The 21,802-nt window shown below is 61.7% G+C and carries 20 protein-coding genes; 10 read left to right on the forward strand and 10 right to left on the reverse strand.

Annotated features, from left to right (window positions below; translation table 11 throughout):
• Positions 1 to 89: 89 nt before the first annotated feature.
• The 6 genes from HHJ17_RS13660 to HHJ17_RS13685 all read left to right on the forward strand — a co-directional run bounded on the left by HHJ17_RS13660 (position 90) and on the right by HHJ17_RS13685 (position 3,744).
• Positions 90 to 755, forward strand: a complete 666-nt coding sequence (locus tag HHJ17_RS13660; protein ID WP_296502091.1) for a response regulator — start codon at positions 90 to 92, stop codon at positions 753 to 755.
• Positions 752 to 2,068, forward strand: a complete 1,317-nt coding sequence (locus HHJ17_RS13665; RefSeq protein WP_296502093.1) for an ATP-binding protein — start codon at positions 752 to 754, stop codon at positions 2,066 to 2,068. Before HHJ17_RS13660 ends, HHJ17_RS13665 begins: the two co-directional genes overlap by 4 nt.
• 260 nt (positions 2,069 to 2,328) lie before the next feature.
• Positions 2,329 to 2,880, forward strand: coding sequence for a hypothetical protein (locus HHJ17_RS13670; protein WP_296502094.1), 552 nt, complete (start codon positions 2,329 to 2,331; stop codon positions 2,878 to 2,880).
• A 135-nt stretch (positions 2,881 to 3,015) separates the two neighbouring features.
• On the forward strand, positions 3,016 to 3,222 hold the full coding sequence (locus HHJ17_RS13675) for a CsbD family protein (protein WP_296498078.1): 207 nt from the start codon (positions 3,016 to 3,018) through the stop codon (positions 3,220 to 3,222).
• A gap of 91 nt (positions 3,223 to 3,313) precedes the next feature.
• Positions 3,314 to 3,553, forward strand: a complete 240-nt coding sequence (locus HHJ17_RS13680) for a hypothetical protein (RefSeq protein ID WP_296498080.1) — start codon at positions 3,314 to 3,316, stop codon at positions 3,551 to 3,553.
• Positions 3,554 to 3,585: 32 nt separating this feature from the next.
• Positions 3,586 to 3,744 carry a DUF3309 family protein gene (locus HHJ17_RS13685; RefSeq protein ID WP_296498082.1) on the forward strand — a complete coding sequence of 53 codons (159 nt, stop codon included), beginning with the start codon at positions 3,586 to 3,588 and terminating at the stop codon, positions 3,742 to 3,744.
• A gap of 143 nt (positions 3,745 to 3,887) precedes the next feature.
• Here the strand turns inward: HHJ17_RS13685 and ssuE are convergent, their stop codons facing one another.
• Both ssuE and HHJ17_RS13695 read right to left on the reverse strand, forming a co-directional pair.
• Positions 3,888 to 4,400, reverse strand: a complete 513-nt coding sequence (gene ssuE, locus HHJ17_RS13690; RefSeq protein WP_296498084.1) for an NADPH-dependent FMN reductase — start codon at positions 4,398 to 4,400, stop codon at positions 3,888 to 3,890.
• A gap of 42 nt (positions 4,401 to 4,442) precedes the next feature.
• Positions 4,443 to 5,465: a sulfate ABC transporter substrate-binding protein gene (locus HHJ17_RS13695; RefSeq protein ID WP_296498086.1), complete on the reverse strand. Its 1,023-nt coding sequence runs from the start codon at positions 5,463 to 5,465 to the stop codon at positions 4,443 to 4,445.
• Between the two features lie 287 nt (positions 5,466 to 5,752).
• Between HHJ17_RS13695 and HHJ17_RS13700 the strand changes: the two genes are divergently transcribed.
• On the forward strand, positions 5,753 to 7,711 hold the full coding sequence (locus HHJ17_RS13700; RefSeq protein WP_296498087.1) for an AsmA family protein: 1,959 nt from the start codon (positions 5,753 to 5,755) through the stop codon (positions 7,709 to 7,711).
• Complete coding sequence (gene cls, locus HHJ17_RS13705) at positions 7,708 to 9,105, forward strand: cardiolipin synthase (RefSeq protein ID WP_296498090.1); 1,398 nt, start codon at positions 7,708 to 7,710, stop codon at positions 9,103 to 9,105. Before HHJ17_RS13700 ends, cls begins: the two co-directional genes overlap by 4 nt.
• A 31-nt stretch (positions 9,106 to 9,136) precedes the next feature.
• On the opposite strand, the gene HHJ17_RS13710 is transcribed toward cls, so the two are convergent.
• Together HHJ17_RS13710 and HHJ17_RS13715 are read right to left on the reverse strand one after the other, a co-directional pair.
• Positions 9,137 to 9,352, reverse strand: coding sequence for a hypothetical protein (locus HHJ17_RS13710; RefSeq protein ID WP_296498092.1), 216 nt, complete (start codon positions 9,350 to 9,352; stop codon positions 9,137 to 9,139).
• Between the two features lie 18 nt (positions 9,353 to 9,370).
• Positions 9,371 to 9,715, reverse strand: coding sequence for a hypothetical protein (locus HHJ17_RS13715; protein WP_296498095.1), 345 nt, complete (start codon positions 9,713 to 9,715; stop codon positions 9,371 to 9,373).
• On the opposite strand from HHJ17_RS13715, the gene HHJ17_RS13720 reads away from it, so the two are divergent.
• The gene (locus tag HHJ17_RS13720; protein ID WP_296498097.1) at positions 9,693 to 10,547 is read left to right on the forward strand and encodes a GGDEF domain-containing protein; all 855 of its coding nucleotides are present in this window, start codon (positions 9,693 to 9,695) and stop codon (positions 10,545 to 10,547) included. The two genes, HHJ17_RS13715 and HHJ17_RS13720, sit on opposite strands and share 23 nt — an antisense overlap.
• A gap of 155 nt (positions 10,548 to 10,702) precedes the next feature.
• Here HHJ17_RS13720 and HHJ17_RS13725 read toward each other — a convergent pair whose 3' ends face one another.
• The 5 genes from HHJ17_RS13725 to HHJ17_RS13745 all read right to left on the reverse strand — a co-directional run bounded on the left by HHJ17_RS13725 (position 10,703) and on the right by HHJ17_RS13745 (position 17,739).
• The gene (locus HHJ17_RS13725; RefSeq protein WP_296498100.1) at positions 10,703 to 11,989 is read right to left on the reverse strand and encodes an amidohydrolase family protein; all 1,287 of its coding nucleotides are present in this window, start codon (positions 11,987 to 11,989) and stop codon (positions 10,703 to 10,705) included.
• 99 nt (positions 11,990 to 12,088) lie between these two features.
• Positions 12,089 to 13,345, reverse strand: a complete 1,257-nt coding sequence (locus HHJ17_RS13730) for a Zn-dependent hydrolase (protein ID WP_296498103.1) — start codon at positions 13,343 to 13,345, stop codon at positions 12,089 to 12,091.
• 155 nt (positions 13,346 to 13,500) lie between these two features.
• A complete protein-coding gene (gene hydA / locus HHJ17_RS13735) occupies positions 13,501 to 14,943 on the reverse strand; it encodes a dihydropyrimidinase (protein WP_296498105.1) in 1,443 nt (480 codons plus the stop codon).
• 67 nt (positions 14,944 to 15,010) lie between these two features.
• Entirely contained in the window at positions 15,011 to 16,324 is a 1,314-nt protein-coding gene (gene preA / locus HHJ17_RS13740) for an NAD-dependent dihydropyrimidine dehydrogenase subunit PreA (protein WP_296498108.1), read from the reverse strand.
• A gap of 56 nt (positions 16,325 to 16,380) precedes the next feature.
• Positions 16,381 to 17,739, reverse strand: a complete 1,359-nt coding sequence (locus HHJ17_RS13745) for an NAD(P)-dependent oxidoreductase (protein WP_296498124.1) — start codon at positions 17,737 to 17,739, stop codon at positions 16,381 to 16,383.
• 297 nt (positions 17,740 to 18,036) lie between these two features.
• On the opposite strand from HHJ17_RS13745, the gene HHJ17_RS13750 reads away from it, so the two are divergent.
• On the forward strand, positions 18,037 to 21,072 hold the full coding sequence (locus tag HHJ17_RS13750) for a transglycosylase domain-containing protein (RefSeq protein ID WP_296506374.1): 3,036 nt from the start codon (positions 18,037 to 18,039) through the stop codon (positions 21,070 to 21,072).
• On the opposite strand, the gene HHJ17_RS13755 is transcribed toward HHJ17_RS13750, so the two are convergent.
• Positions 21,069 to 21,662: an outer membrane beta-barrel protein gene (locus HHJ17_RS13755; protein WP_296506111.1), complete on the reverse strand. Its 594-nt coding sequence runs from the start codon at positions 21,660 to 21,662 to the stop codon at positions 21,069 to 21,071. The two genes, HHJ17_RS13750 and HHJ17_RS13755, sit on opposite strands and share 4 nt — an antisense overlap.
• Between the last annotated feature and the right edge of the window lie 140 nt (positions 21,663 to 21,802).

Genomic DNA, 21,802 nt, shown 5'->3' on the forward strand with positions numbered 1-21,802 from the left:
ATTTATTAGGGTTGAATCAGACACACGCGCTGCGATAACGGCCGGTCGTGAACAATGCCTACTTTTAACTGAAAGCGACAGAACCTCTCATGCGCGTGTTGCTGATAGAAGATGATGAACTGATTGCCCACGGCATCCTGGCCGGCTTGTGGGCGCACGGGTTGACGGTCGATGGGGTGCACACCGCGGCGCAGGCCGAGGCCGCGTTGTCGGCCGTGCATTGTGATGTGGTGATTCTCGATCTCGGCCTGCCCGACGAGGACGGCATGAGTCTGCTGCGCCGCTTGCGGGCGAGCGGCATGGCACTGCCGGTGCTGATCTTGAGTGCGCGTGACACGGTACAAGATCGCGTTGCCGGCTTGCGTGCCGGCGCCGACGACTACCTGCTCAAGCCCTTCGATCTGGATGAACTGGTGGCCCGGCTGCATGCCTTGCTGCGCCGCGCCGCCGGCCGCAGCGTCGATGTCATGGAGCATGGCCCGTTGCGTCTTGATCCGGCCAGCGGGGAGGTCACTCTGCACGGACAGCCGGTTGTTTTATCGCGCCGCGAACTGGCGTTGCTGGCCGCCCTGCTGCAGGCGCGTGGCCGCATCCTGAGTCCCGACCAGCTCAAAGACAGTCTCTACGATTTCAGTGAAGAAATCGAAAGCAATGCACTCAGTGTGCACATCCATCATCTGCGTCGAAAACTGGGGGCCGACTTGATCGAGACGGTCCGTGGCGTGGGTTACCGGTGCAGCAAGGTCAGCGTATGACGCTTCGACTGCGCTTGCTGCTGCTGATCGGCGTCTCGATGCTGCTGCTCTGGGGTGGGGTGGCGATCTGGATGCTGCACGATCTGGAGCAGGAAATGCAGCGCACCCTGGACCAGCGCCTTGAAATGTCGGCCCATATGGTGGCCGGCCTGATGTCGCAGAACCCGGCCGCGTGGGATGGCCGTGCCGGCAAAGCCGGCGCCTCCACCTTGAACGTACCGGAAACGGTGAAAGGTTTGGCGTGTCAGGTCTCGCTGCGCGGCGAGGTGATCGCGCGCACTCCGGGTGCGGCACCGGAGGCCATTGACCTCGCCGCACCCGGGTTTTCTGATCGAAAAATCAAGGGCGAACACTGGCGCAGCTACACCCTGGATAAACTGGGTTTGCGTGTCACCACGGCCGATCGGCTGAGCGAGCGCAACACCCTGTTGCGCAATGTCATGGTGGCAGCGGTGGTGCCTTTTGTCGTTGCCCTGCTGGGCAGCCTGTTGGTGTTGTGGTTCGGTGTTGGCAGCGGGTTGCGGCCACTGGAGCGCCTGCGTCAGATCCTGGCCAGCCGCACGCCCGATGCCTTGACCCCGATTGAAAATGCGCCGCTGGCGCCCGACTTGCAGCCCTTGGTCAACACCCTGAATCACCTGCTGGCGCGAATGAACGAGACCGTCAACCGCGAACGCCGTTTTACCAGCGATGCAGCCCACGAATTGCGCACGCCGCTCACCGCCATCAAGACCCATCTTCAGGTCGTCCGCATCACGCACGGCCAGGAGGCCGCCGTGGCCATGGCTTACGCCGAAGAGGGGGTGGCGCGGCTGCAGCACTCGCTCTCGCAGTTGCTGACACTGTCACAAGTGGAGGGGGCTTTTGTCTGGGAAGACGGGCACCTCGTAGATGCCAACGAAGTCGCCCTCCTTGCCATGCGCGATGCGGCGCCCGATGCGCCGGAACGCATCGAACTCGACAGTGACGCCAGCGGGGCCGAACTGGCACTGCCGCAAGCGCTCGCCGTGACCGCACTGCGTAACTTGTTGGAGAACGCCTTGCGGCATTCCCCTGCCAAAAATAGCGTCCTGCTGGAAATCCGGCGTGGGCCGGACACGGTTCGTTTCAGTGTCTGTGATCAAGGACCCGGGCTCAGCGAGGAGGCGCTGGTCCTGGCGAAGCAACGTTTCTGGCGGCGCGGTTCGGATCGCGGTAGCGGACTGGGCTTGTCCATTGTTGTCGCCATCGCCGAACGCTTTGGTGGCTCGTTTGAATTGCTGCAGCGACCCGAGGGCGGGCTGGAAGCCAGATTGATCTTGCCGAAAATTTGATTATGAAATGAAAGTTTTCAAACTGGGGGCGTCGATGCTCGGCCGGTTGTAGGTGCGCTCGGCCTAGTTTGACTTCCAAGGTTTTTTGACTCCAGACATGCCCAGCTTTGCGTTTTCTCAATTTGTAATCTCCATTCTCTGAATTTAATATGCATCCTTGGGTTGCGCTTTTCGGGGGGCAAGACCCTGGTGTTGGCGCACACGCAAGGACAGAGCGAAAGCCCCGCTTTCTCTATGACAGTCAATCGAAAAGGAATCCCATGAACCCGCATTTCAATCTCAAGGCTTCATTCGTGGTCGCTGCCATGCTGGTGTTGCCAGTAGCGCAGGCCGCGACCATGACCAAAGCCGACTACAACACCGAAAAGACCCGCATTAGCGCAGACTACAAGACCGACAAGGCCGCCTGCGCCTCGTTCGCTGGCAATGCCAAGGACATCTGTAGGGAAGAAGCCAAGGCCAAGGAAAAAATCGCACGCGCCGAACTGGAATACAGCTACAGCGGCAAGGCCAGCGACCAGACCAAGCTGCTGGAGGTGAAGGCCAAATCAGCCTATGCGGTTGCCAAGGAAAAGTGCGACGACAAGGCGGGCAACGAGAAGGACGTTTGCGTCAAGGAGGCCAAGGCCATCGAGGCCAAGGCGCTAGCCGAGGCCAAGATGGGCAAACAGATTGGTGAGGCCAGGAAGGACGCCGCTGTAGAAACAAGCGACGCCGACTACAAGGTCGCCGTGGAGAAGTGCGACGCAATGGCGGGCGATGCCAAGGCCAGTTGCATGGCAGCCGCCAAGGCCAAGTTCGGCAAGAACTGAGCGCTGCGCGATGACCTGAAAAACCGACTTTTCATCTGATAGTTGGTTATCGAAGGATAGAAATTTCGCACTGTCCATCGTTCAGGTCTGTGCACAGGGGCAAGATAGAAATTTATTAACTTTAGGAGAAGTAGCATGAATAAAAACCAAGTCAAGGGCGCGGTCAAAGATGCCGCCGGTAAAGTTCAAGAGGAAGCTGGAAAGTTAGTTGGAAGTAAAGAACAGCAAGCGAAGGGTTTGCAAAAACAGGTCGAGGGCAAAGCGGAGAAGAAGTTGGGGGATGTCAAAGAAGTCGTCAAGGATGCCAAAGAAGCGATCAAGGATGCAGGCAAAAAACTCTAGCCTCGGTATTGCCACCGATCTCGGCAGAGAGGTAAAGATTAATCTTGTTGCGCACCCTGCCACCATTTTTTACTTTAAAAGGATAGCCGCCATGAACCGTTCCATACTAATTTCGGCGCTGCTCGCCACACTGGCCCTTGCTGCTTGTGACAAGCGCACGGTCGTCAATGTTCCCGCGACACCTGCGGCACCCGTCGTGGTGCCCGGACCCCAAGGTCCGCAGGGCACAACCGGCAGTCAGGGTAACGAGGGCAGCCCAGGCGCCACCGGCAAGCCTGGCGAAAGCAGTACCGTGATCGTGATGCCCCCGGCTTCAGCGCCAGCGAACTAAATCTGCTTATCTAAAATTTCAGGGAGAACGCCATGAGCTTGGGAACCATACTGTTGATCGTTTTAATCCTTATGCTGATTGGCGTCATGCCGACTTGGCCGCACAGCAGGAGCTGGGGCTATGGACCAAGTGGTGGAGTAGGACTGGTCGTGATCATCATCATCGTGTTGCTCTTGATGGGGCGGCTGTAACGGAGTAGTTAAACCGCCACCAAGGCCGAACGCTTCGGTGTAGATCACGCGTTTGAAGCGGGCCTTGTGCTCGGCCCACGAGAACTTGCCGGAGTCGACGATTGCGCCGCCAATTAAGGTGCCATGGCCGACCAAAAACGTGGTCAGTAATGCACCACGATGTCGGCGCCATGCTCGTTCGGTCGTAGCAGGTACGGCGTAGCCACCGTGTTATCGACGATCAGGGGGAACCAAACGTTTTTCCAACGTGCGGCTAGCTTTTTGTGCCAAGGCATGGCCGGTGGCACCGGGCGCAGCGCATAGTCCAGAGCCCGCATGTGGTCTGGGCTGCCACCGGTGGCCAGCGGCAGCACGGTTTTGCCTTGCAGTGCGTTCTGTGGCAACAGGTCCAGAAACACTTTGAGAACCCCGCTGTAAGCCGCCTTGTAAACCGGGGTCGCCACCACCACGACCTCGGCGTCGGCCACCCGCCGGATCGCGTGGCTGATGGTGCGGTGGCTGAAATCCGCCAGGATCAGCGCCTGCGGCGACAGGTCGCGGATCTGCAGCCGCTCCACATGGGCGCCGCGCTGGTGCAGCCGCTGCTGGACGCCGTCCAGCAAGGCGGCCGAGCGCGATTTTTCAGAGGGGCTCCCGGCAATCAACAAAACAGTCATTATTTTTCTCCTTGATCAGTGCGTGTGTGACAGCGTTGGTGCTTACTTTTTCAGGTAGATCTGGTCAAAGCTGCCGCCATCGGCAAAGTGCGCTTTGTCTGCCTTGGCCCAGCCGCCAAAGGCCTGCTCAATGGTGAACAGGTTGAGCTTGGGCAACTGTTTCAGGTACTTGGCCTGCGCCTTGGGCGAGATGGGCCGGTAGAAGTTTTTGCCGGCGATGTCCTGGCCTTCGTCGGTGTAGAGATATTCCAGGTAGGCCTGTGCCACGGCGCGGGTGCCCTTGCGGTCCACGTTCTTGTCCACCACCGCCACCGGCGGCTCGGCCAGGATGCTCAACGACGGGTAAATGATGTCGACCTTGCCGCCAAATTCCTTCTCCAGCAGATGCGCTTCGTTTTCCCAGGAGATGAAAACGTCACCCTGGTTGCGCTGGGCAAAGGTGATGGAAGAGCCACGGGCTCCGGTGTCGAGCACCGGCACGTTCTTGTACAAGGCCTGCACGAACTCCTTGGCCTTGAGTTCACCGTCGTTTTTGCCGCCAAATTTACGTTTGGCAAACTCCCAGGCCGCCAGGTAGTTCCAGCGCGCGCCGCCGGAGGTCTTCGGGTTGGGGGTGATGACGCTGATGCCGGGTTTGATCAGGTCGTCCCAGTCGCGGATCGCCTTGGGGTTGCCCTGGCGCACCACCAGCACGATGGTCGAGGTGTAGGGGGCCGAGTTGTGCGGCAGGCGTTTTTGCCAGTCAGCGGGCAGCCATTGGCCGTTCCTGGACAAAGCGTCCACATCACCGGCCAGCGCCAGCGTCACCACGTCGGCGTCCAGCCCGTCGATCACCGAGCGCGCCTGCTTGCCCGAGCCGCCATGCGACTGCTTGATGGTGACGTCCTGGCCGGTTTGGGCTTTCCAGTGTTTGGCAAAGGCGGCGTTGAACTCGACATACAGCTCACGCGTCGGGTCGTAAGACACATTCAGCAGCGAAACAGGGGCTTGGGCGCTGGCGCCCAACGCGGCGCTCGCCAAAAAAGCGGCCAGGGTGAAATTGAAAATCCGACGACGTGTGCGCATGGTGGCTCCAAAAAAATTGCATTGCAAAACTGCGATGGAATGGATTCTGGGAGTCAATGCTTAAAACTGGAACTAGTGTTTATTTGGTTCTAAATAACTTAAACATCTGTAGTAGCGAGCGCGCGGTCCTTTAGCCCCGTCAGCGCAGCGGTCTCGACCACAACCACTTCCCCTTCTTCACGGTCTTTGCGTATGCTTGTCGGGTACGGATCGCGGAAGGATCATCCTGGCCATTCCCGGGTCCGTGCATTTGGAATCAACATGTACCCCTTGCCTGCCACCTCGCCATGACGCTGTCTCGTTCGCTTAAATGGATCGCCGGCGTGTTGTTGGTGCCCACCGTGCTGGCACTGTTGTTCATCGCCTTCTTTGACTGGAACTGGCTGCGCGGCCCGATCGAACGCATGGCGACGGAGAAAACCGGCCGGGCGCTGGCCATTCAGGGCGACCTTCAGGTGAAGTTCGGCTGGCCGTGGCCGCGCATTTATGCCAACGGTGTGACGTTCGCCAATCCGGCCTGGGCCAAAGAGAAGCAGATGGTCAGTGCCGACGCGGTGGAGATCACGGTCGACTTGCCGCAACTGCTGCGCCAAAAACTCGTATTCCCCGACGTGCATTTGACGCGGCCGGTGGTCTTTTTGGAGCAAGGCAGCCTCGGGCGCAAGAGTTGGCTGCTGGACCTGAACCAGCAGGACGAAGGTGCGCGCATCCAGATCGACCGCCTGCGGCTTGATCACGGCACGCTCGGTTACGACGATGCCGCCAACAAGACCAGCCTCCGGGCCGAGCTCTCGACCACCCAACGGCCCGCCGGCGACACGAACGAGGTCGGGGTCGCCTTCAGTGCCTCGGGACAGTACAAGGGTCTTCCTTTGAAGGCGCAGGGCCGTGGCGGGCCGGTGCTGGCGATCCGCGATGAAAGCACGCCGTATGCGCTGACCATCGATGCGACCATTGGCCACACCGGCGTCAAGGCGCAGGGCAGCATCACCAGCTTGCTCAAATTTTCCGCCATCGACATGCGGCTGGCCCTGAAGGGCGGCAGTCTGGAACAGCTCTTTCCCTTGCTCGGCATCGCGTTGCCGGCAACGCGTGCTTATGCGACCGAGGGGCATCTGCGGCACAGCGGCACGCTGTGGCGCTACGAGGAATTTGCGGGCCGGGTGGGCGACAGCGATCTGGCTGGCACGGTGGAGGTCCATACCAACGGCAAACGCCCGACGCTGACGGCCGATCTGGTGTCCAAGTTGCTTGATCTGGAGGACCTCGGGCCGATGATTGGCTCGCGGCCCGGCAGCGTGGCCAAAGCCACCAGCCCGGTGGCGACGCGCACGCCCGGCCGCGTGCTGCCGGATCTGCCTTTCAAGACCGATCGCTGGAATACCGTGGACGCCGAGGTGAGCTTGCGCGCCAAAACCATTCGGCGTGCCAAGGAATTGCCGCTGGAAGACCTGGTGGCCCATCTGAGCCTGCGCGATGCCGTGCTGAAGCTCGAACCACTCAATTTTGGCCTGGCCGGTGGCAAGCTCACGGCGGTGATTTCGCTGGACGGGCGGCAAGACCCGATCCAGGCGCGGGCCCAGGTGAAGGCCCGCAAAATTCAACTCGGCCAGCTGTTTCCAACCTTCGACATGAGCAAGACCAGCATCGGTCAGGTCAACGGGGAGTTTGATCTGACCGGGCAAGGCAACTCGGTCGGGCGCATGCTGGCCAGTTCCCACGGCAAGGTCGGGCTGGTGGTCGCGGGCGGCATGATCAGCAAGCTGATGATGGAACAAGTCGGCTTGCACCTGTGGGAAATCCTGGCGCTGAAAGCGACCGGCGACAAACAGGTCAAGCTGCGCTGCGCGGTGGCTGATTTCGAGGTGCGCCAAGGCGTCATGAACGCCGACGCGCTGATTTTCGACACCGAGGTCACCACCCTCATCGGGACCGGCACGATCGACCTGGGCCAGGAGCGCTTGAACCTGACGCTCAACCAGAAGACCAAAAACACCAGTCCCCTGGCCCTGCGCAGTCCAATCTATGTGCGCGGCAGCTTTGGCCAGCCCGATGTCCAGGTTGACAAGACGCGCGTCGCGGCGCGTGCGCTGGGCGCGGTGGCCCTGGGCATGATCAATCCGCTGCTCACGCTGCTGCCGCTGATCGACGCCGGTCCGGGACAGGACAGTGATTGCCGGCAACTGGTGCACGAAGCCCGGGCGTTGCCGCATGTCGATAGAAAGAAAACAGGTGCCCGCCAATGACCCCGATCTTCATGCGCACCGTCAGGCAGACGGCGACGATAGTGTGCTGTCTGCTGGCCGCGTCCGGCTGCGCGACCTTGCCGGATACCGAAGAACTCATCAAGCGGCACACCGGACAGGCCGCCCGGTTCGAGACAGCACGCGGTGCGCTGTCGACGCAAAAAAACGCGGCCATCCTCGCCGCGCTGCAGCGCAAATCCGGGGACATCGATATTCTGGAAAAACAGATCGTGCTGGAGCAGGCGATCATCGGCAGTCCGCTCATCCTGGGCAACAAAGTCGCCCTGCTGCAGGATGGTGCGGCGACTTATGCGGCCATGTTTGCGGCCATCCGCAATGCCCGGGACCATATCAACATGGAAACCTACATCATGGAGGACGACGAGATCGGCCGGCAGTTTGCGGACCTGTTGCTGGCGCAGCAAAGCCGCGGCGTGCAGGTCAACCTGATCTATGACAGCGTCGGCGCCTTGAGCACGCCGAAAGCTTTTTTCGAGCGACTGAAACAGGGTGGCATCAAGGTGCTTGAGTTCAACCCGGTCAACCCGTTCGACACCCGGACGCCCTGGCTGATCAATAACCGCGATCACCGCAAACTGCTGGTGGTCGACGGGCGCATCGCCTTCATCGGCGGTATCAATATCAGCAGTGTTTACGCGTCGGGCTCGTTCGTGCGACGCAGCAAAAAAGCGGCCACCAGCACGTCGGCCTGGCGCGACACCGACCTGCAGCTTGAAGGGCCGGTGGTCGGTGAGTTGCAGAAGTTGTTCCTGCAAACCTGGGACAAACAGCGCGGCCAGCCGCTGGCCGCGAAGAACTACTATCCCGCCTTGCAGGCGCAGGGCAAAGACATCGTGCGCGCCGTCGGCAGTACGCCCGACGACCCCTACAGCCTGATCTACCTGACCCTGATTTCGGCGATCGGCAACGCGGAAAAGCAGGTGTCGTTAACCAATGCCTACTTCGTTCCCGACCCCCAGTTGCTGAAGGCCCTGACCGAGGCGGCCGGGCGCGGCGTGGCGGTGCAGCTGATCTTGCCGAGCTACTCGGATTCGGCCCTGGTGTTTCACGCCGGGCGGGCGCATTACACCCGTCTGCTCCAAGGCGGCGTCAAGATTTACGAGCGCGCTGGCGCGCTTCTGCATGCCAAGACCGCCGTGATTGACGGCGTCTGGTCCACCGTGGGCTCGACCAATCTGGATTGGCGCAGCTTCCTCGACAACGATGAAATCAATGCCGTGATCCTCGGGCACGAATTTGCCCAGCAAGTGCAGGCCATGTTTGCCGATGACCTCGCCGCCTCGCAGCCGATCCATCTGGCGCACTGGGAAAACCGGCCCCTGCATTTTCGTGTCAAGGAATGGCTCGCGACCCTGTGGGCGCGCTTGCTGTAAAAGCGAAGCGCTGACCGGGTCCGGGTGACGCTTATTTGCGGGCGATGACCAGCAGGAACACGCCGAGGACGATGGCACCGGCGCTGACGATCAGCGGCACATTGACGCGTTGCTTCTCTTCAACCTTGAGTTCCAGCGGGCCCAGTTTCAGTCCGGTGGTTTCTTTGGTGTAACTGAAGCCGCCGTACGCCAGGCCCAGGCCACCGCCCGCAATCAGAATGATGCCGATAAGTTTTGTCATATTCATGCGTCTGTCTCCTAATCATCAAGAAAAAATATAGCCAATGTAACCACGCGGGTTCATTGCGGCCACCCATCGCGTGATGGTGCGCGCCAGGGGGCAGTGTGGCATAGATGAAAAATGGCGCGTATCAGCCTTTGCTGCCAAGTCCTGGCAGGTGCAACTGGCTTGTGGCTGCGAATCGCCCCGGCGGGCGCCACCGAGCGAGGCACCGGGCCGCACGAGGCGTTTTTGCAGCACGGACAGGGCCTCGTTCGCTACCGCAAGACTATTTGCCGTGATTCGGCCATAATTTGAACAGAGGTCGCGCAACGCGACGTATTGAACTGCTAAAAAGCGCCCCTTCATGAAAAAGAAACCGACTTCCAAATTGCCTGAAGGCACCCAGCCAGCCAAGTCTTTGTCTCAAGTGTTGAAAGAGAGCGAGCTGGTCAGGGGCATGGTCAAAGAGTCTGCGGATGAATTGGCGTCGGTCAACTTGGTCCTCCAAGAAGAGTTTTCGAGTCGGAACCGTCTGCCTGAATTGGAAATGGCCCTTGAAAAAAGCGAAGCCGTTGAAATCAAAGTGCAAGAAGCGTCGGAAAAACTGTCAGGGGTGAATCAAGCGCTGGAAAAAGAGGTTAAGGAACGTCACGTCATTGAACAGGAGCTGGCCAAGGTCATGGACGAGCAAAAGCAGACCCTTCATGCCGCCCTCCATGATGCTTTAACTGGTTTACCCAATCGCGTGCTCTTTAATGATCGGCTGGAACATGGAATGGAGCAAGCCAAACGGCATGGCTGGACTTTGGCCGTGATGTTCATGGACCTTGATAAATTCAAAACTATCAATGACTCCTATGGCCACGACGCAGGCGATGCTGTTCTGCTGACGATTGCCAAGCGACTTAAAGAAACCACACGCACCGACGATACGGTCAGCCGCCATGGAGGCGACGAATTTTTGTATCTGCTCATGGAAATAAATGGCGATCAGGACGCAGCCATCATTGCGAAAAAAATCATCAAAGCAGTTCAAGTGCCGTGTGATGTCAGCGTCGGTGAACTGACGGTCAGCACCAGTATTGGTATATCGATCTTTCCGAGAGATGGCACCACGGTAGACGCCTTGATCAAAAGTGCCGACGCGGCAATGTACCGGGCCAAGCAAAGCAAGTCCGGCTATTCCTTTGCGAGTGACGACCCTACGCCGCCAGTCTGAACGTACTGTGCTGGTGGGGTTGCCTAAATCATCGCTACATTGCTGACCGTCGGCCTGTCAATGCCAACGTCAGGTCTGGAGAAAGTTCTGAACCCGGTTTGCAGTGCGGATTCAACCGGTGAGTGCAACCGATTGGCTGAATCTTTCAGCTGGTTTCACGGCTGTGAAAAGTCGACAGCATCCGGCCGTCCCGCCAACTGCAAGCTCGCTACCACCTCCGGTGTCTGCGCCAGCAGCTTCCCCTTCTTCCACACCTTCAGCCGATTTGCCCGTAGCCGAATCGCCTCCACCGGGTCCCGCGCCTGCAGCAGCACAAAGCTCGCATCGCAGCCCACCGCCAGCCCGTAGCCCTGCAGCAGCATCACCTTGGCCGCGTTGGTCGTCACCGCGTCGAAGCACTGGCGCATGGCGGCCTGGCTCGTCATCTGCGCCACATGCAGCCCCATGTGGGCCACCTCCAGCATGTCGCCACTGCCCAGCGAATACCAGGGGTCCATCACGCAGTCGTGGCCAAAGGCGACGTTGATGCCGGCGGCCAGCAGTTCGGGCACGCGCGTCATGCCGCGGCGCTTCGGGTAGGTGTCGTGGCGGCCCTGCAGGGTGATGTTGATGAGCGGATTGGCCACCACTTGCAGCTGCGCATCAAGCATCAAGGGCAGCAGCTTGCTCACGTAGTAGTTGTCCATGCTGTGCATGGAGGTCAGGTGCGAGCCGGTGACGCGGCCGTGCAGCCCGAGACGCTGGGTCTCGAAGGACAGTGTCTCAACGTGGCGCGACAGCGGGTCGTCGGACTCGTCGCAGTGCATGTCCACCGGTTTGCCCAGTTCGGCGGCCAGTTCGCACAGCAGCTTGATGCTCAATGCCCCATCCGCCATGGTGCGCTCGAAATGCGGAATGCCGCCGACCACGTCCACGCCCATGGCGAGCGCGCGCGTCAGGTTGTCCATGTGCTGGTCCGGTCCCAGCGGGCCGCGCAGCACGCCCATCTGCGGAAACGCCACCAGCTGCAAATCCAGATACGGTGCCACCCGGCGTTTGACTTCCAGCAAGGCCTCCACCGCCAGCAGGCGCGGGTCGCAGACGTCGACATGGGTGCGAATCGCCAGCAGGCCTTTGGCCACCGCCCAGTCGCAGTAGGTGAGGGCGCGTTCCATCAGCGCTTCCTGCGTCAGCAGCGGCTTGAGTTCGCCCCACAGCGCAATGCCTTCCAGCAAGGTGCCGGACTGGTTGACGCGCGGCAGGCCGTAGCTGAGCGTGGCGTCCATGTGAAAGTGGGCGTCGACAAATGGCGCGCTGAGCAAAAAGCCCTGGGCGTCGATGACTTCGCGCGCTGCCACATGGAGCCCGGCGCTGACTTCAATAATTTTGCCATCGCGCACCGCAAGGGACATGCCGACGCGACCATCCGGCAGCGTGGCGTTTTGGAGCAGCAAGTCAAGCATCAGATGGACCCGGAAAGGTGAAATATGCTACTAAATTAGTAGCTTCTTGCGCATATTCTACGGGGGCTAGAGGTGGATTTTGTACATAAAAATTGTGTTTCAGGTACCCGCCCGCTCCAGCATCGCGTGCAGCAGCACATTGCAGCCGGCGGTGATGTGTTCGGGTTTGGCATCTTCGATCTCGTTGTGGCTGATGCCGTCCTTGCACGGGATGAAGATCATGCCGCTGGGCGCCAGTTGCGCCATGTAAACCGCGTCGTGCCCGGCGCCGGAGACGGCCGGCATGTTGGAGTAACCGAGCTTGTTCGCCGCACGTGCCACGGCGTCGATGCAGTCGGCATGAAAGACCTGCGCCGGGTAGCTCGACACCAGTTCAATCTGAATTGCCAGGCCCGATTTTTTGGCGAGCTGGGCGGCGTAGGCCTTGACCTCGTCCACCATGGTGTCGACCAGCGCATCGGTGGCGTTGCGCAAATCAATCGAGAACTTGACCGAGCCCGGAATCACATTGCGGCTGTTCGGGTGCACCTGCACCATGCCGACGGTGCCGCGGCCGTGCGGCGCATGGCGCAGGGCCGTGGCCACCACTTCCTGCATCAGATGGGTGGCGACTTGCAGCGCGTCGCGGCGCAGCGCCATCGGCGTCGGCCCGGCGTGCGCCTCCATGCCGGTGACGGTGCAGTCAAACCAGCGGATGCCGAGCACGCCTTGCACCACGCCAATGGTGGTGTCGTTGTCTTCCAGCACCGGGCCTTGCTCGATGTGGGTCTCAAAATAGGCGCCAACCGGATGGTCGCCCGGTTCCTGCGCGCCGACGTAGCCGATGCGGGTCAGTTCGTCTTTCACCGACTTGCCGTCCACGTCTTTCGCGGCGTAGGCGTGCGCCAGCGTGAAGGCCTTGGCGAACACGCCCGAACCCATCATCACCGGCACAAAGCGCGAGCCTTCTTCGTTGGTCCAGAAGGCGACTTCGATCGGGGCTTCGGTCTCAATGGCGTGCTCGTTCAGCGTGCGCACCACCTCAATGCCGGCCAGCACGCCGTAATTGCCATCGAACTTGCCGCCGGTCGGCTGCGTGTCGATGTGGCTGCCGGTCATGATCGGCGGCAGCGCGTTGTTGCGCCCGGCGCGGCGCATGAAGGCGTTGCCGATCTTGTCGATGGTGATGGTCAGGTCGGCCTGCTTCGCCCACGCCAGCACCAGGTCGCGGCCTTGTCGGTCCAGGTCGGTCAGCGTCAGGCGACAGACGCCGCCTTTCGGCGTGGCGCCAATCTTGGCCAGCTCCATCAGGGTGTCCCACAGACGGGGACCGTTGATGCGCAGCTTGTCGAGATCGAGGGGTTTTGAAGTGCTCATGAATGCCTCCTGAAAATGAAGAATGGACCGCGTTTTTTAGTACGCGTACAACAACGCAACTTGTCGCCGGAGCGGGGATGGCCGGGGGCCGATTTGCTGGCCAGCAGGACTGATGAGGCCCCCGGCCATCCCCGCTCCGGCAGGCCCGCGACCCATCAGCGATGAACAGCAACAGGTGCCAGCGTTTCAGCACGCAGTTTGTTCGCCACAAAATTTGGACCAAATGCCGGCCGCTTGATATAGCGCCCCTTGCCCAGCACCGCCCGCAACTCGCCCTGCACAAACACCAGTTCACCCTGACTCACCGTGTGGCTCGGAATGCCGCGCACGGTGCGGCCCTCAAAGATATTGAAGTCGCCCTTGCTGTGCTGCGTCTTGGCCGACAGCGTTTTTGTGCCCGCCGGGTCCCACACCACCAGATCCGCATCCGCCCCGACCGCCACACAGCCCTTTTGCGGATAAATGTTGAACAGCTTGGCCGCGTTGGCCGAGGTGATGGCGACAAACTCGGAGGGCGTCAGGCGCCCGCTGTTGACGCCGGCATCCCAGATCACCGCCAGCCGTTCTTCCACGCCGCCGGTGCCGTTCGGGATTTTGGAAAAATCATCTTTGCCAGCCGCTTTTTGCGCCGCGCAAAAGGTGCAGTGATCGGTCGCCGTGGTGTGCAGATTGCCCGACTGCAGCCCGCGCCACAACGCTTCCTGATGGCCCTTGGGCCGAAACGGCGGGCTCATCACATGGGCGGCGGCGGTGGCAAAGTCCGGGTGGCGGTAGACACTGTCGTCCAGCACCAGATGGCCGGCCAGCACCTCGCCGTAAACGCGCTGGCCGCGCGCCCGGGCGCGGGCAATCGCGTCCGCCGCTTCCATGCAGGAGACATGCACCACGTAGATCGGCACGCCCAGCACCTCGGCAATGGCGATGGCGCGGTTGGCGGCCTCGCCTTCCACCGGCGGCGGGCGCGACAACGGATGCCCTTCCGGCCCGCTGATGCCCATCGCCGCCACTTCCTTTTGCAGCAAAAACACCAGCTCGCCGTTCTCGGCATGCACGGTCGGCATGGCGCCGAGTTCAAGCGAACGCTGGAAGCTGTTCACCAGCATTTCGTCGTCGCACATGATGGCGTTCTTGTAGGCCATGAAATGCTTGAAGCTGTTGATGCCTTCCTGCTGCACCAGCGTGCCCATGTCGCGTTTCACCGTTTCATCCCACCAGGTGATGGCCATGTGAAATGAATAATCGGACGCCGACTTGCGCGCCCATTCGCGCCAGATCTGGTAGGCCTCGATCAGCGACTGTTGCGGGTTCGGGATGACGAAATCGATGATGCTGGTGGTGCCGCCCGCCAGGCCAGCCGCCGTGCCGCTGAAGAAATCATCCATGGTGGTGGTGCCCATGAAGGGCAGTTGCATGTGGGTGTGCGGGTCGATGCCGCCCGGCATCACATACTGGCCGCCAGCGTCCACCACGGTGGCGCCGGCCGGGGTTGGCAGGTTCTCGCCCACGGCGATGATCTGGCCGTCCTGGGTCAGCACATCGGCCCGGTAAGCGCGGTCGGCGTTCACCACGGTGCCGCCTTGGATCAAAATATGGCGCATGAGTACTCCTCAATTAATAGCTGGTTACGCAATAAGCGCGGGGGCTAGAGGCTGTTTTCATATAAATTCAGAACGCTTGGGCGATGCGCAGCGGATTGTTCGGGTGTGTCGTCCAGTCCGCCTGTTGATCGCTGACCACCCGATTGGTGCGCAAGTCTTTTTCACCGGGCTTGAGATCGCGCAAACTAATGCACTCCGGCACCGGGCACACCAGCACGCACAGGTTGCAGCCGACGCAGTCCTCCTCCTTCACCTCGAAATGCCGTTGGCCGTCCTTCACGGCGGTGATGGCCTGGTGCGAGGTGTCTTCGCAGGCAATGTGGCAGCGCCCGCACTGGATGCAGCTGTCCTGGTCAATGACGGCTTTGCTGACATGGTTCAGATTCAGGTAACGCCAGTCGGTCACGCTGGGCAGGGCCTGGCCGCGAATAGCGTCAAGCGAGCGGAAGCCCATCTCGTCCATGTAGTTGGACAGGCCGTCGCTCATCTCCTGCACGATTTTGAAGCCGTAGACCATGGCGGCGGTGCAGACCTGCACGTTGCCGGCGCCGAGCGCGATGAAGTCCAGCGCGTCGCGCCAGTTGCCGACGCCGCCTATGCCCGAGATCGGCAGGCCGGCGGTGAGCGGGTCGCGCGCAATCTCGGCCACCATGTTCAGCGCAATCGGCTTCACCGCCGGGCCGCAGTAGCCGCCGTGCGAGCCCCGGCCAGCCGTGGCCGGGCTCATGGTCAGGGTGTAGGGGTCCACGCCCATGATGGAGTTGAGGGTGTTGATGAGCGACACGGCGTCGGCACCGCCTTTTTTGGCGGCGCGGGCCGGCAGGCGCACATCGGTGATGTTGGGCGTCAGCTTCACGATCACCGGCAACTTGCTGTACTGCTTGCACCAGGCGGTCACCATTTCGATGTACGCCGGCACCTGGCCGACCGCCGCGCCCATGCCGCGCTCGCTCATGCCATGCGGGCAGCCAAAGTTGAGCTCGATGCCGTCGGCGCCGGTGTCTGCCACGCGCGGCAGGATCGCTTTCCAGGATGCCTCTTCACACGGCACCATCAGCGACACCACCATGGCGCGGTCCGGCCAGTTGCGCTTGACCTCGGTGATTTCGCGCAGGTTCAGTTCCAGGTCACGGTCGGTGATCAGTTCGATGTTGTTGAAACCCAGCAAGCGGCGGTCTGGCGTCAGCAGGGCGCCATAACGCGGGCCGTTGACGTTGACCACCGGCGGCCCGGCCTCCCCCAGCGTTTTCCAGACCACGCCGCCCCAGCCGGCTTCAAAAGCGCGGTTCACGTTGTAGGCCTTGTCGGTCGGCGGCGCCGAGGCCAGCCAGAACGGGTTGGGGCTGCGGATGCCGGCAAAAGTGGTGTGCAGGTTGGCCATGGGGTTCTCCAGATCTTGGGGATGGGGTGCGCGCGGGGGCGAGGCGTGGCGCGGGTTCAGGCGCCGGTGAGCTGGGCGTGAATGGCCAGCGCCGACTGCTTGCCGTGTTCCACCGCTTCCACCGTCAGGTCCAGCCCGCCGGCACGGCAGTCGCCACCGGCCCAGACGCCGCGCAGGTTGGTGGCGCCTGTTGCGTCGGTGGCGATGCGGCCGCCGTCGAGCGTCAAACCGGCTTGCGCCAGCACCGGGTTGCCGAGTTGCTGGCCGATGGCTTTCAGCACCATGTCGGCGGGCATGACTTCGATTTCGCCGGTGGCGGTGAGCTTGCCTGCCACCAGGGATTGCCGGGCAAAGCGCACGGCGCTGGCGTGACCGCTGTGGTCTGGATGCGCAAGAATGTCGACCGGCGCCAGCCAGTGGTGAATCGTGACGCCGTGGGTTTGTGCCCACGCCTGCTCCGCGACCGAGGCCGACATCGCCGCCGGCCCGCGCCGGTAAACGAGGTGAACGCTTTCCGCCCCCAGCAGTTTGGACTGCACGGCGGCGTCCACCGCCGTCATGCCGCCGCCAATCACCACCACGCGGCGGCCCACGGGCAGGGTGGCCAGGTCCTTGGTCTGGCGCAGCGTGGCGATGAAGGCAATCGCATCCATCACGCCGTCCAAATCTTCGCTGGGCACGCCGAGCTGGTGCGTGCTGCGCAGGCCCATGCCCAGGAACAGGGCGTCGTAGCCCTGACGCAGTGCATTGAGCTGGGCCACGCTTTCCAGCGTCCAGTTGGTGCGGATCTCGATGCCGCCGATGTCCAGCAGCCACTGCACCTCGCGTTGGGCAAAGTTGTCCGGCGTCTTGTAACGGGCCAGACCGTATTCATTGAGGCCGCCGGCTTTGGCGTGGGCGTCGAACACCACCACGTCATGGCCGAGGCGCGCCAGCGTGTGGGCGCAGGCCAGCCCGGCTGGGCCGGCGCCCAGCACCGCCACCTTTTTGCCGGTGGTGGTGGCGCGGGTGAACAGTTGCGGGCGCGCGCTTTCCAGCAGCGCGTCCACCGCGTGGCGCTGCAGGCGGCCAATGGCGACCGGCGTGCCCTCTTGCGTATGGCGCACGCACACCGCCTCGCACAGGTTCTCGGTCGGGCAGACCCGCGCGCACATGCCGCCCAGCGGGTTGGCTTCCAGAATGGCGCGGGCCGCGCCGCGCAGGTTGCCGTCGGCGATGCGCTTGATGAACGACGGCACCTCGATGTGGGTCGGGCAGGCGGTGGCGCAGGGCGCATCAAAGCAGTACAGGCAGCGCTCGGCTTCCAGCACCGCTTGTGCCGGGGTCAGACGTGGCGACGCATCGGCAAAGTGTTGGGCGTACGCCAGGGCCGGCAGACGGCCGGGACGAACATCGGGCGAGGGGGGAAGAGACACGGGACTGGACACGCTGGCAACTCCTTGCGTAGGGGGCTGGTAACAGCCCGAAGCCTGAAAGCTGACCGTTTAGTCAGCTTATAAAATGCATGCTAGCAATACATATGCCACGCTGTAACTAGGGGTTTGTCCTCACCCTGGTGTGGCGTTGGCGCAACTTTGCATCGATTCGTATCTGAATGCTGATGCTTCGCAAGGGCGACTTTATTGCGCCGCATAATTTCAACCTTTCAGGGGATGACGGCGTTGCCGCCTTGTCCGATTAACGAGCCAACAATGAGATTCAGGCTGATGCGTATGTGGAAAAAGTTGGTTTCATGGTTGTTCTGGTTGCGGTTTAAGTTGGCCGTTGCGGGGCTGGTTTTGCTGGTGGTGGCCGGCTTGGTGATCGTCCAGGAGATGCGCTCGTCGGCCTATCAGGCACGGTTCTTTGCCGATCTGGCCAGCAAGGCGACCTATACGATGGGTGCCGGGCCGAGTCCGTCCATTCGTTTTCCCCAGAGTGCGCCGTATGACGACCGTTTGGGTTATGCGCAGCTGCCGGTGTTTCTGGCGACGCTCAAAACCCGGGATTTCGAAATCGACCAGCAGGCGCGGTTCTCAACCGGGCTGGCGAAGATCGTCGACGACGGTTATTTCGCGCCCTACCTGGAAAAGACCCAGGGCGGGCTGCGCATCCTGGACTGCCACAACGAGAGCCTGTTTCAGGAGCGTTATCCGAAGCGGGTGTTTGAACGTTTTGACGACATCGCGCCGATGCTGGTGCAAAGTTTGCTGTTCATCGAGAACCGCGAATTGCTCGATGCGACCCATCCGCAGCGCAACCCGGCGGTGGAATGGGACCGGTTGGCCAATGCAGTGCTGATCAAGGGCAAAAACAGCCTCACCGGCGACAGCCGTTCCCCCGGCGGCAGCACGCTGGCGACCCAGATCGAAAAATACCGCCATTCCCCCGAAGGCCGCACCTCCTCGATTCAGGAAAAACTGCAGCAAATGGTGTCGGCCGCCTTGCGTGCCTACCAGCAGGGGGAGGACACCAGCGCGGTGCGGCGCCAGATCGTGCTGAGTTACATGAACACCATGCCGCTGTCGGCCAAGGCCGGTTTTGGCGAAGTGCACGGCCTGGGCGACGGGCTGTGGGCCTGGTACGGCCGTGATTTCACGCAGGTCAACCGCATCCTGCAGACCCCGGCCGCCGCCGTTGGCGAGCTCGACGCGCAGGCGCTGCTGTACAAACAGTCGCTCAGCCTGCTGATCTCGCAGCGCCGGCCGTCCTATTATTTCGACACCAAGGAAGCCGAACTGGAACAAGTCACCGACAGCCATCTGCGTTTGCTCGGCAGCGCCGGCGTGATCACGCCGGCGCTGCGCGATGCGGCGCTCAAGGCCAAGCTGAATCGGCGGACCAGCAAGGTGCCGCTCACCGCGGTTTCATTTGTCTCGCAAAAGGCGGCCAATGCGGTGCGCACCCATCTGGCGGGCCTGTTCGGTGGCAGCCGCTTGTACGATCTGGATCGCCTCGATCTCACGGTCGCCAGCACGCTGGATGCGCCGGCGCAGACCGCCGTGACCACCCTGTTGCGCGAGTTGCGCGACCCGGCCAGTGCCAAGGCGGCCGGCCTCAACGCCCGCCAGTTGCTGGAGCGCGGCGACCCGTCCAAGGTGGTGTACAGCTTCACTCTCTATGAACGCGGCGCGGACACCAATTACCTGCGGGTGCAAACCGACAATTTTGACCAGCCGCTCAACATCAACGAGGGCACCAAGCTCGACCTCGGCTCGACCGCCAAACTGCGCACGCTGGTGACGTACCTCGACATCATGGACAAGCTGCATCAACGGCTCTCCACGCTGGATGCCGCCCAATTGCGCGCGCTGGAAATTGATCGCAAAGACGTGCTGACGCGCTGGGCCGCCGACTACCTGGCGAAGGCCGAAGACAAGAGCCTGAGCGCCATGCTGGATGCGGCGCTGGAGCGGCGTTATTCTGCCAGCCCGGGTGAGGGCTTCATGACCGGCGGCGGCCTGCACCACTTTGACAATTTCACCCACGATGACGACAGCCGGGTGATGTCGGTGCGCGACGGCCTGCGCAACTCGGTCAATCTGGTGTTCATCCGGCTGATGCGCGACATCGTGCACCACTACATGTTCCTGACCCCCGGCTCCTCGGCCAAGCTGCTGCAGGATGCCGACGACCCGCGCCGTGCCGACTATCTGGCACGTTTCGCCGACCGCGAAGGGCAGGTCTTCATGCGCCGCTTCCTGGTGAAATACCAGGGCAAGACGGCGGAAGAAGCGCAGGAGTTGCTGCTGGGCAATGTGCGGCCAACCACCACGCGGCTGGCGGCCATCTTCCGCACGCTGATGCCGCAAGCCTCGCTGGCGGAGTTCTCGGCCTTGGTCAAGGACAACTTGCCGGACGGTATCGATCCGGCCGAACCCAAGCTGGCCCGACTCTACGAGCAGGACGCACCCGAAACGATGTCGCTGGCCGATCGGGGCTATCTGGCGGGTGTGCATCCGCTGGAGTTGTGGCTGGTCGGCTACCTGCGCAACCATCCGGGCGCCAGCCAGACGCAGGTGATGCAGGCCAGCGTCGCCGAGCGGCAGGCGGTTTATGCCTGGCTGTTTTCCACCCACCGCAAGCAGGCGCAGGACAAGCGGATTCTGGGCCTGCTCGAAGGCGAAGGTTTTCTGGAAATTCATCGCCAATGGGCGCAGATGGGTTACCCCTTTGATTCGCTGGTGCCCTCCTATGCCACCGCGCTCGGCGCCTCGGCGGACCGGCCGGCCGCCTTGGCCGAACTGATGGGCATTCTGGTCAATGATGGCGTGCGCAAACCGAACACGCGCATCCAGTCGCTGCACTTTGCCGACGCCACGCCCTATGAAACCCAGCTGCACTACAAGGCCGGCAAGGCAGAGCGCGTGCTGGCGCCCGAAGTGGCGCAAGCCATGCGCGGCGCCATCCGGCGGGTGGTGGACGAAGGTACCGCCAAGCGCGTCAAGCAGGCCTTTGTGCGGCCGGACGGCAGCATCATTCCGGTGGGCGGCAAGACCGGCACCGGCGACCAGCGCTTCGATACCTATGGGGCCGGTGGCCGCCTGGTGTCATCACGGGTGGTGAACCGGTCCGCCACTTTTGTGTTCAATATTGACGAGCGTTTCTTCGGCACCCTGATTGCCTACGTACCGGGCGGCCAGGCCGCCAACTACGACTTCACCAGCGGCTTGCCGGTGCAATTGTTGAAGGTGCTGGCGCCCAAGCTGATGCCACTGATCAATGGTGCGGCCGGCGACGCGGCAGCGCCCGGCGGCTGTGTGCTTTAGAAATGGTAGCGCGCCGACAAGCTGGTGACGCCGACGCGGTCAGTGCGGTCGCCGGCAAATTTCATGTCTTGAGATTCGTATTGCAGTACGGCTGACCATTGCGGCGAGAACAGGTATTCAGCACCAATGCCGTAGGACAGGCCAAAGTCGTTCTTGGAACCCGCCACGATGCCGGAGGCCGGATTGGACGACACGTCGGTGCGGCTGTAAGTGGTGCCGACCTTGCCCAGCAGATTGAAGCTGGGGTTGAGCGGCAGCTTGCCGACCAGACTGAGGTTGAGCCCATTGGCCTTCGTCGTACCACCCGCGCGGTTGATGGAGCCAAAGTCCGTGTAGCCCAATTCCAGGCCCAAGTTGTTGTTGAAATAGGTGCCGCCGCGGACACTGTACGCGGTGTTGCCCTGGTCAGAGCCAAACACGCCAATGCCATTGCCCAGCGAGTAATCAGATTGACCCAAGCCCAGCTCAACATAGGAGTTGCCGGCTGCAGGGAAGTTGGACACGCTGCTTTGGGCTTGTGCACCCAGGGCAACCGTGCAAACTGCTGCAGCGATGAGCAGGCGGGTGAGGGTGGGAGAGGTTTTTTTCATGGTGAGTTTTTACCTTGATTTGATTTCGGGAGTGACTAACACGCTATTTACGCGCTATCTCAGCTTAATCAGCGCTTGCGTAACTGTCTGTGTGATTGCGTAAGCAAGATGCAACATGTCTGTTTGAGGAAGTTGGCGCA

It is taken from the genome of Rhodoferax sp., assembly GCF_012927445.1.
Lineage (GTDB): Bacteria > Pseudomonadota > Gammaproteobacteria > Burkholderiales > Burkholderiaceae_C > Rhodoferax.

Excerpts from the sequence above, each read along its gene's own strand:
- HHJ17_RS13675 (WP_296498078.1), top strand. The coding sequence starts at position 3,016 with ATGAATAAAAACCAAGTCAAGGGCGCGGTCAAAGATGCCGCCGGTAAA.
- HHJ17_RS13725 (WP_296498100.1), bottom strand. The coding sequence starts at position 11,989 with ATGCTTGACTTGCTGCTCCAAAACGCCACGCTGCCGGATGGTCGCGTC.
- HHJ17_RS13685 (WP_296498082.1), top strand. The coding sequence starts at position 3,586 with ATGAGCTTGGGAACCATACTGTTGATCGTTTTAATCCTTATGCTGATT.
- HHJ17_RS13660 (WP_296502091.1), top strand. The coding sequence starts at position 90 with ATGCGCGTGTTGCTGATAGAAGATGATGAACTGATTGCCCACGGCATC.
- HHJ17_RS13750 (WP_296506374.1), top strand. The coding sequence starts at position 18,037 with ATGTGGAAAAAGTTGGTTTCATGGTTGTTCTGGTTGCGGTTTAAGTTG.
- HHJ17_RS13670 (WP_296502094.1), top strand. The coding sequence starts at position 2,329 with ATGAACCCGCATTTCAATCTCAAGGCTTCATTCGTGGTCGCTGCCATG.
- ssuE (WP_296498084.1), bottom strand. The coding sequence starts at position 4,400 with ATGACTGTTTTGTTGATTGCCGGGAGCCCCTCTGAAAAATCGCGCTCG.
- preA (WP_296498108.1), bottom strand. The coding sequence starts at position 16,324 with ATGGCCAACCTGCACACCACTTTTGCCGGCATCCGCAGCCCCAACCCG.
- HHJ17_RS13695 (WP_296498086.1), bottom strand. The coding sequence starts at position 5,465 with ATGCGCACACGTCGTCGGATTTTCAATTTCACCCTGGCCGCTTTTTTG.
- cls (WP_296498090.1), top strand. The coding sequence starts at position 7,708 with ATGACCCCGATCTTCATGCGCACCGTCAGGCAGACGGCGACGATAGTG.
- HHJ17_RS13730 (WP_296498103.1), bottom strand. The coding sequence starts at position 13,345 with ATGAGCACTTCAAAACCCCTCGATCTCGACAAGCTGCGCATCAACGGT.
- HHJ17_RS13700 (WP_296498087.1), top strand. The coding sequence starts at position 5,753 with ATGACGCTGTCTCGTTCGCTTAAATGGATCGCCGGCGTGTTGTTGGTG.
- hydA (WP_296498105.1), bottom strand. The coding sequence starts at position 14,943 with ATGCGCCATATTTTGATCCAAGGCGGCACCGTGGTGAACGCCGACCGC.
- HHJ17_RS13720 (WP_296498097.1), top strand. The coding sequence starts at position 9,693 with ATGAAAAAGAAACCGACTTCCAAATTGCCTGAAGGCACCCAGCCAGCC.
- HHJ17_RS13710 (WP_296498092.1), bottom strand. The coding sequence starts at position 9,352 with ATGAATATGACAAAACTTATCGGCATCATTCTGATTGCGGGCGGTGGC.
- HHJ17_RS13755 (WP_296506111.1), bottom strand. The coding sequence starts at position 21,662 with ATGAAAAAAACCTCTCCCACCCTCACCCGCCTGCTCATCGCTGCAGCA.
- HHJ17_RS13680 (WP_296498080.1), top strand. The coding sequence starts at position 3,314 with ATGAACCGTTCCATACTAATTTCGGCGCTGCTCGCCACACTGGCCCTT.
- HHJ17_RS13665 (WP_296502093.1), top strand. The coding sequence starts at position 752 with ATGACGCTTCGACTGCGCTTGCTGCTGCTGATCGGCGTCTCGATGCTG.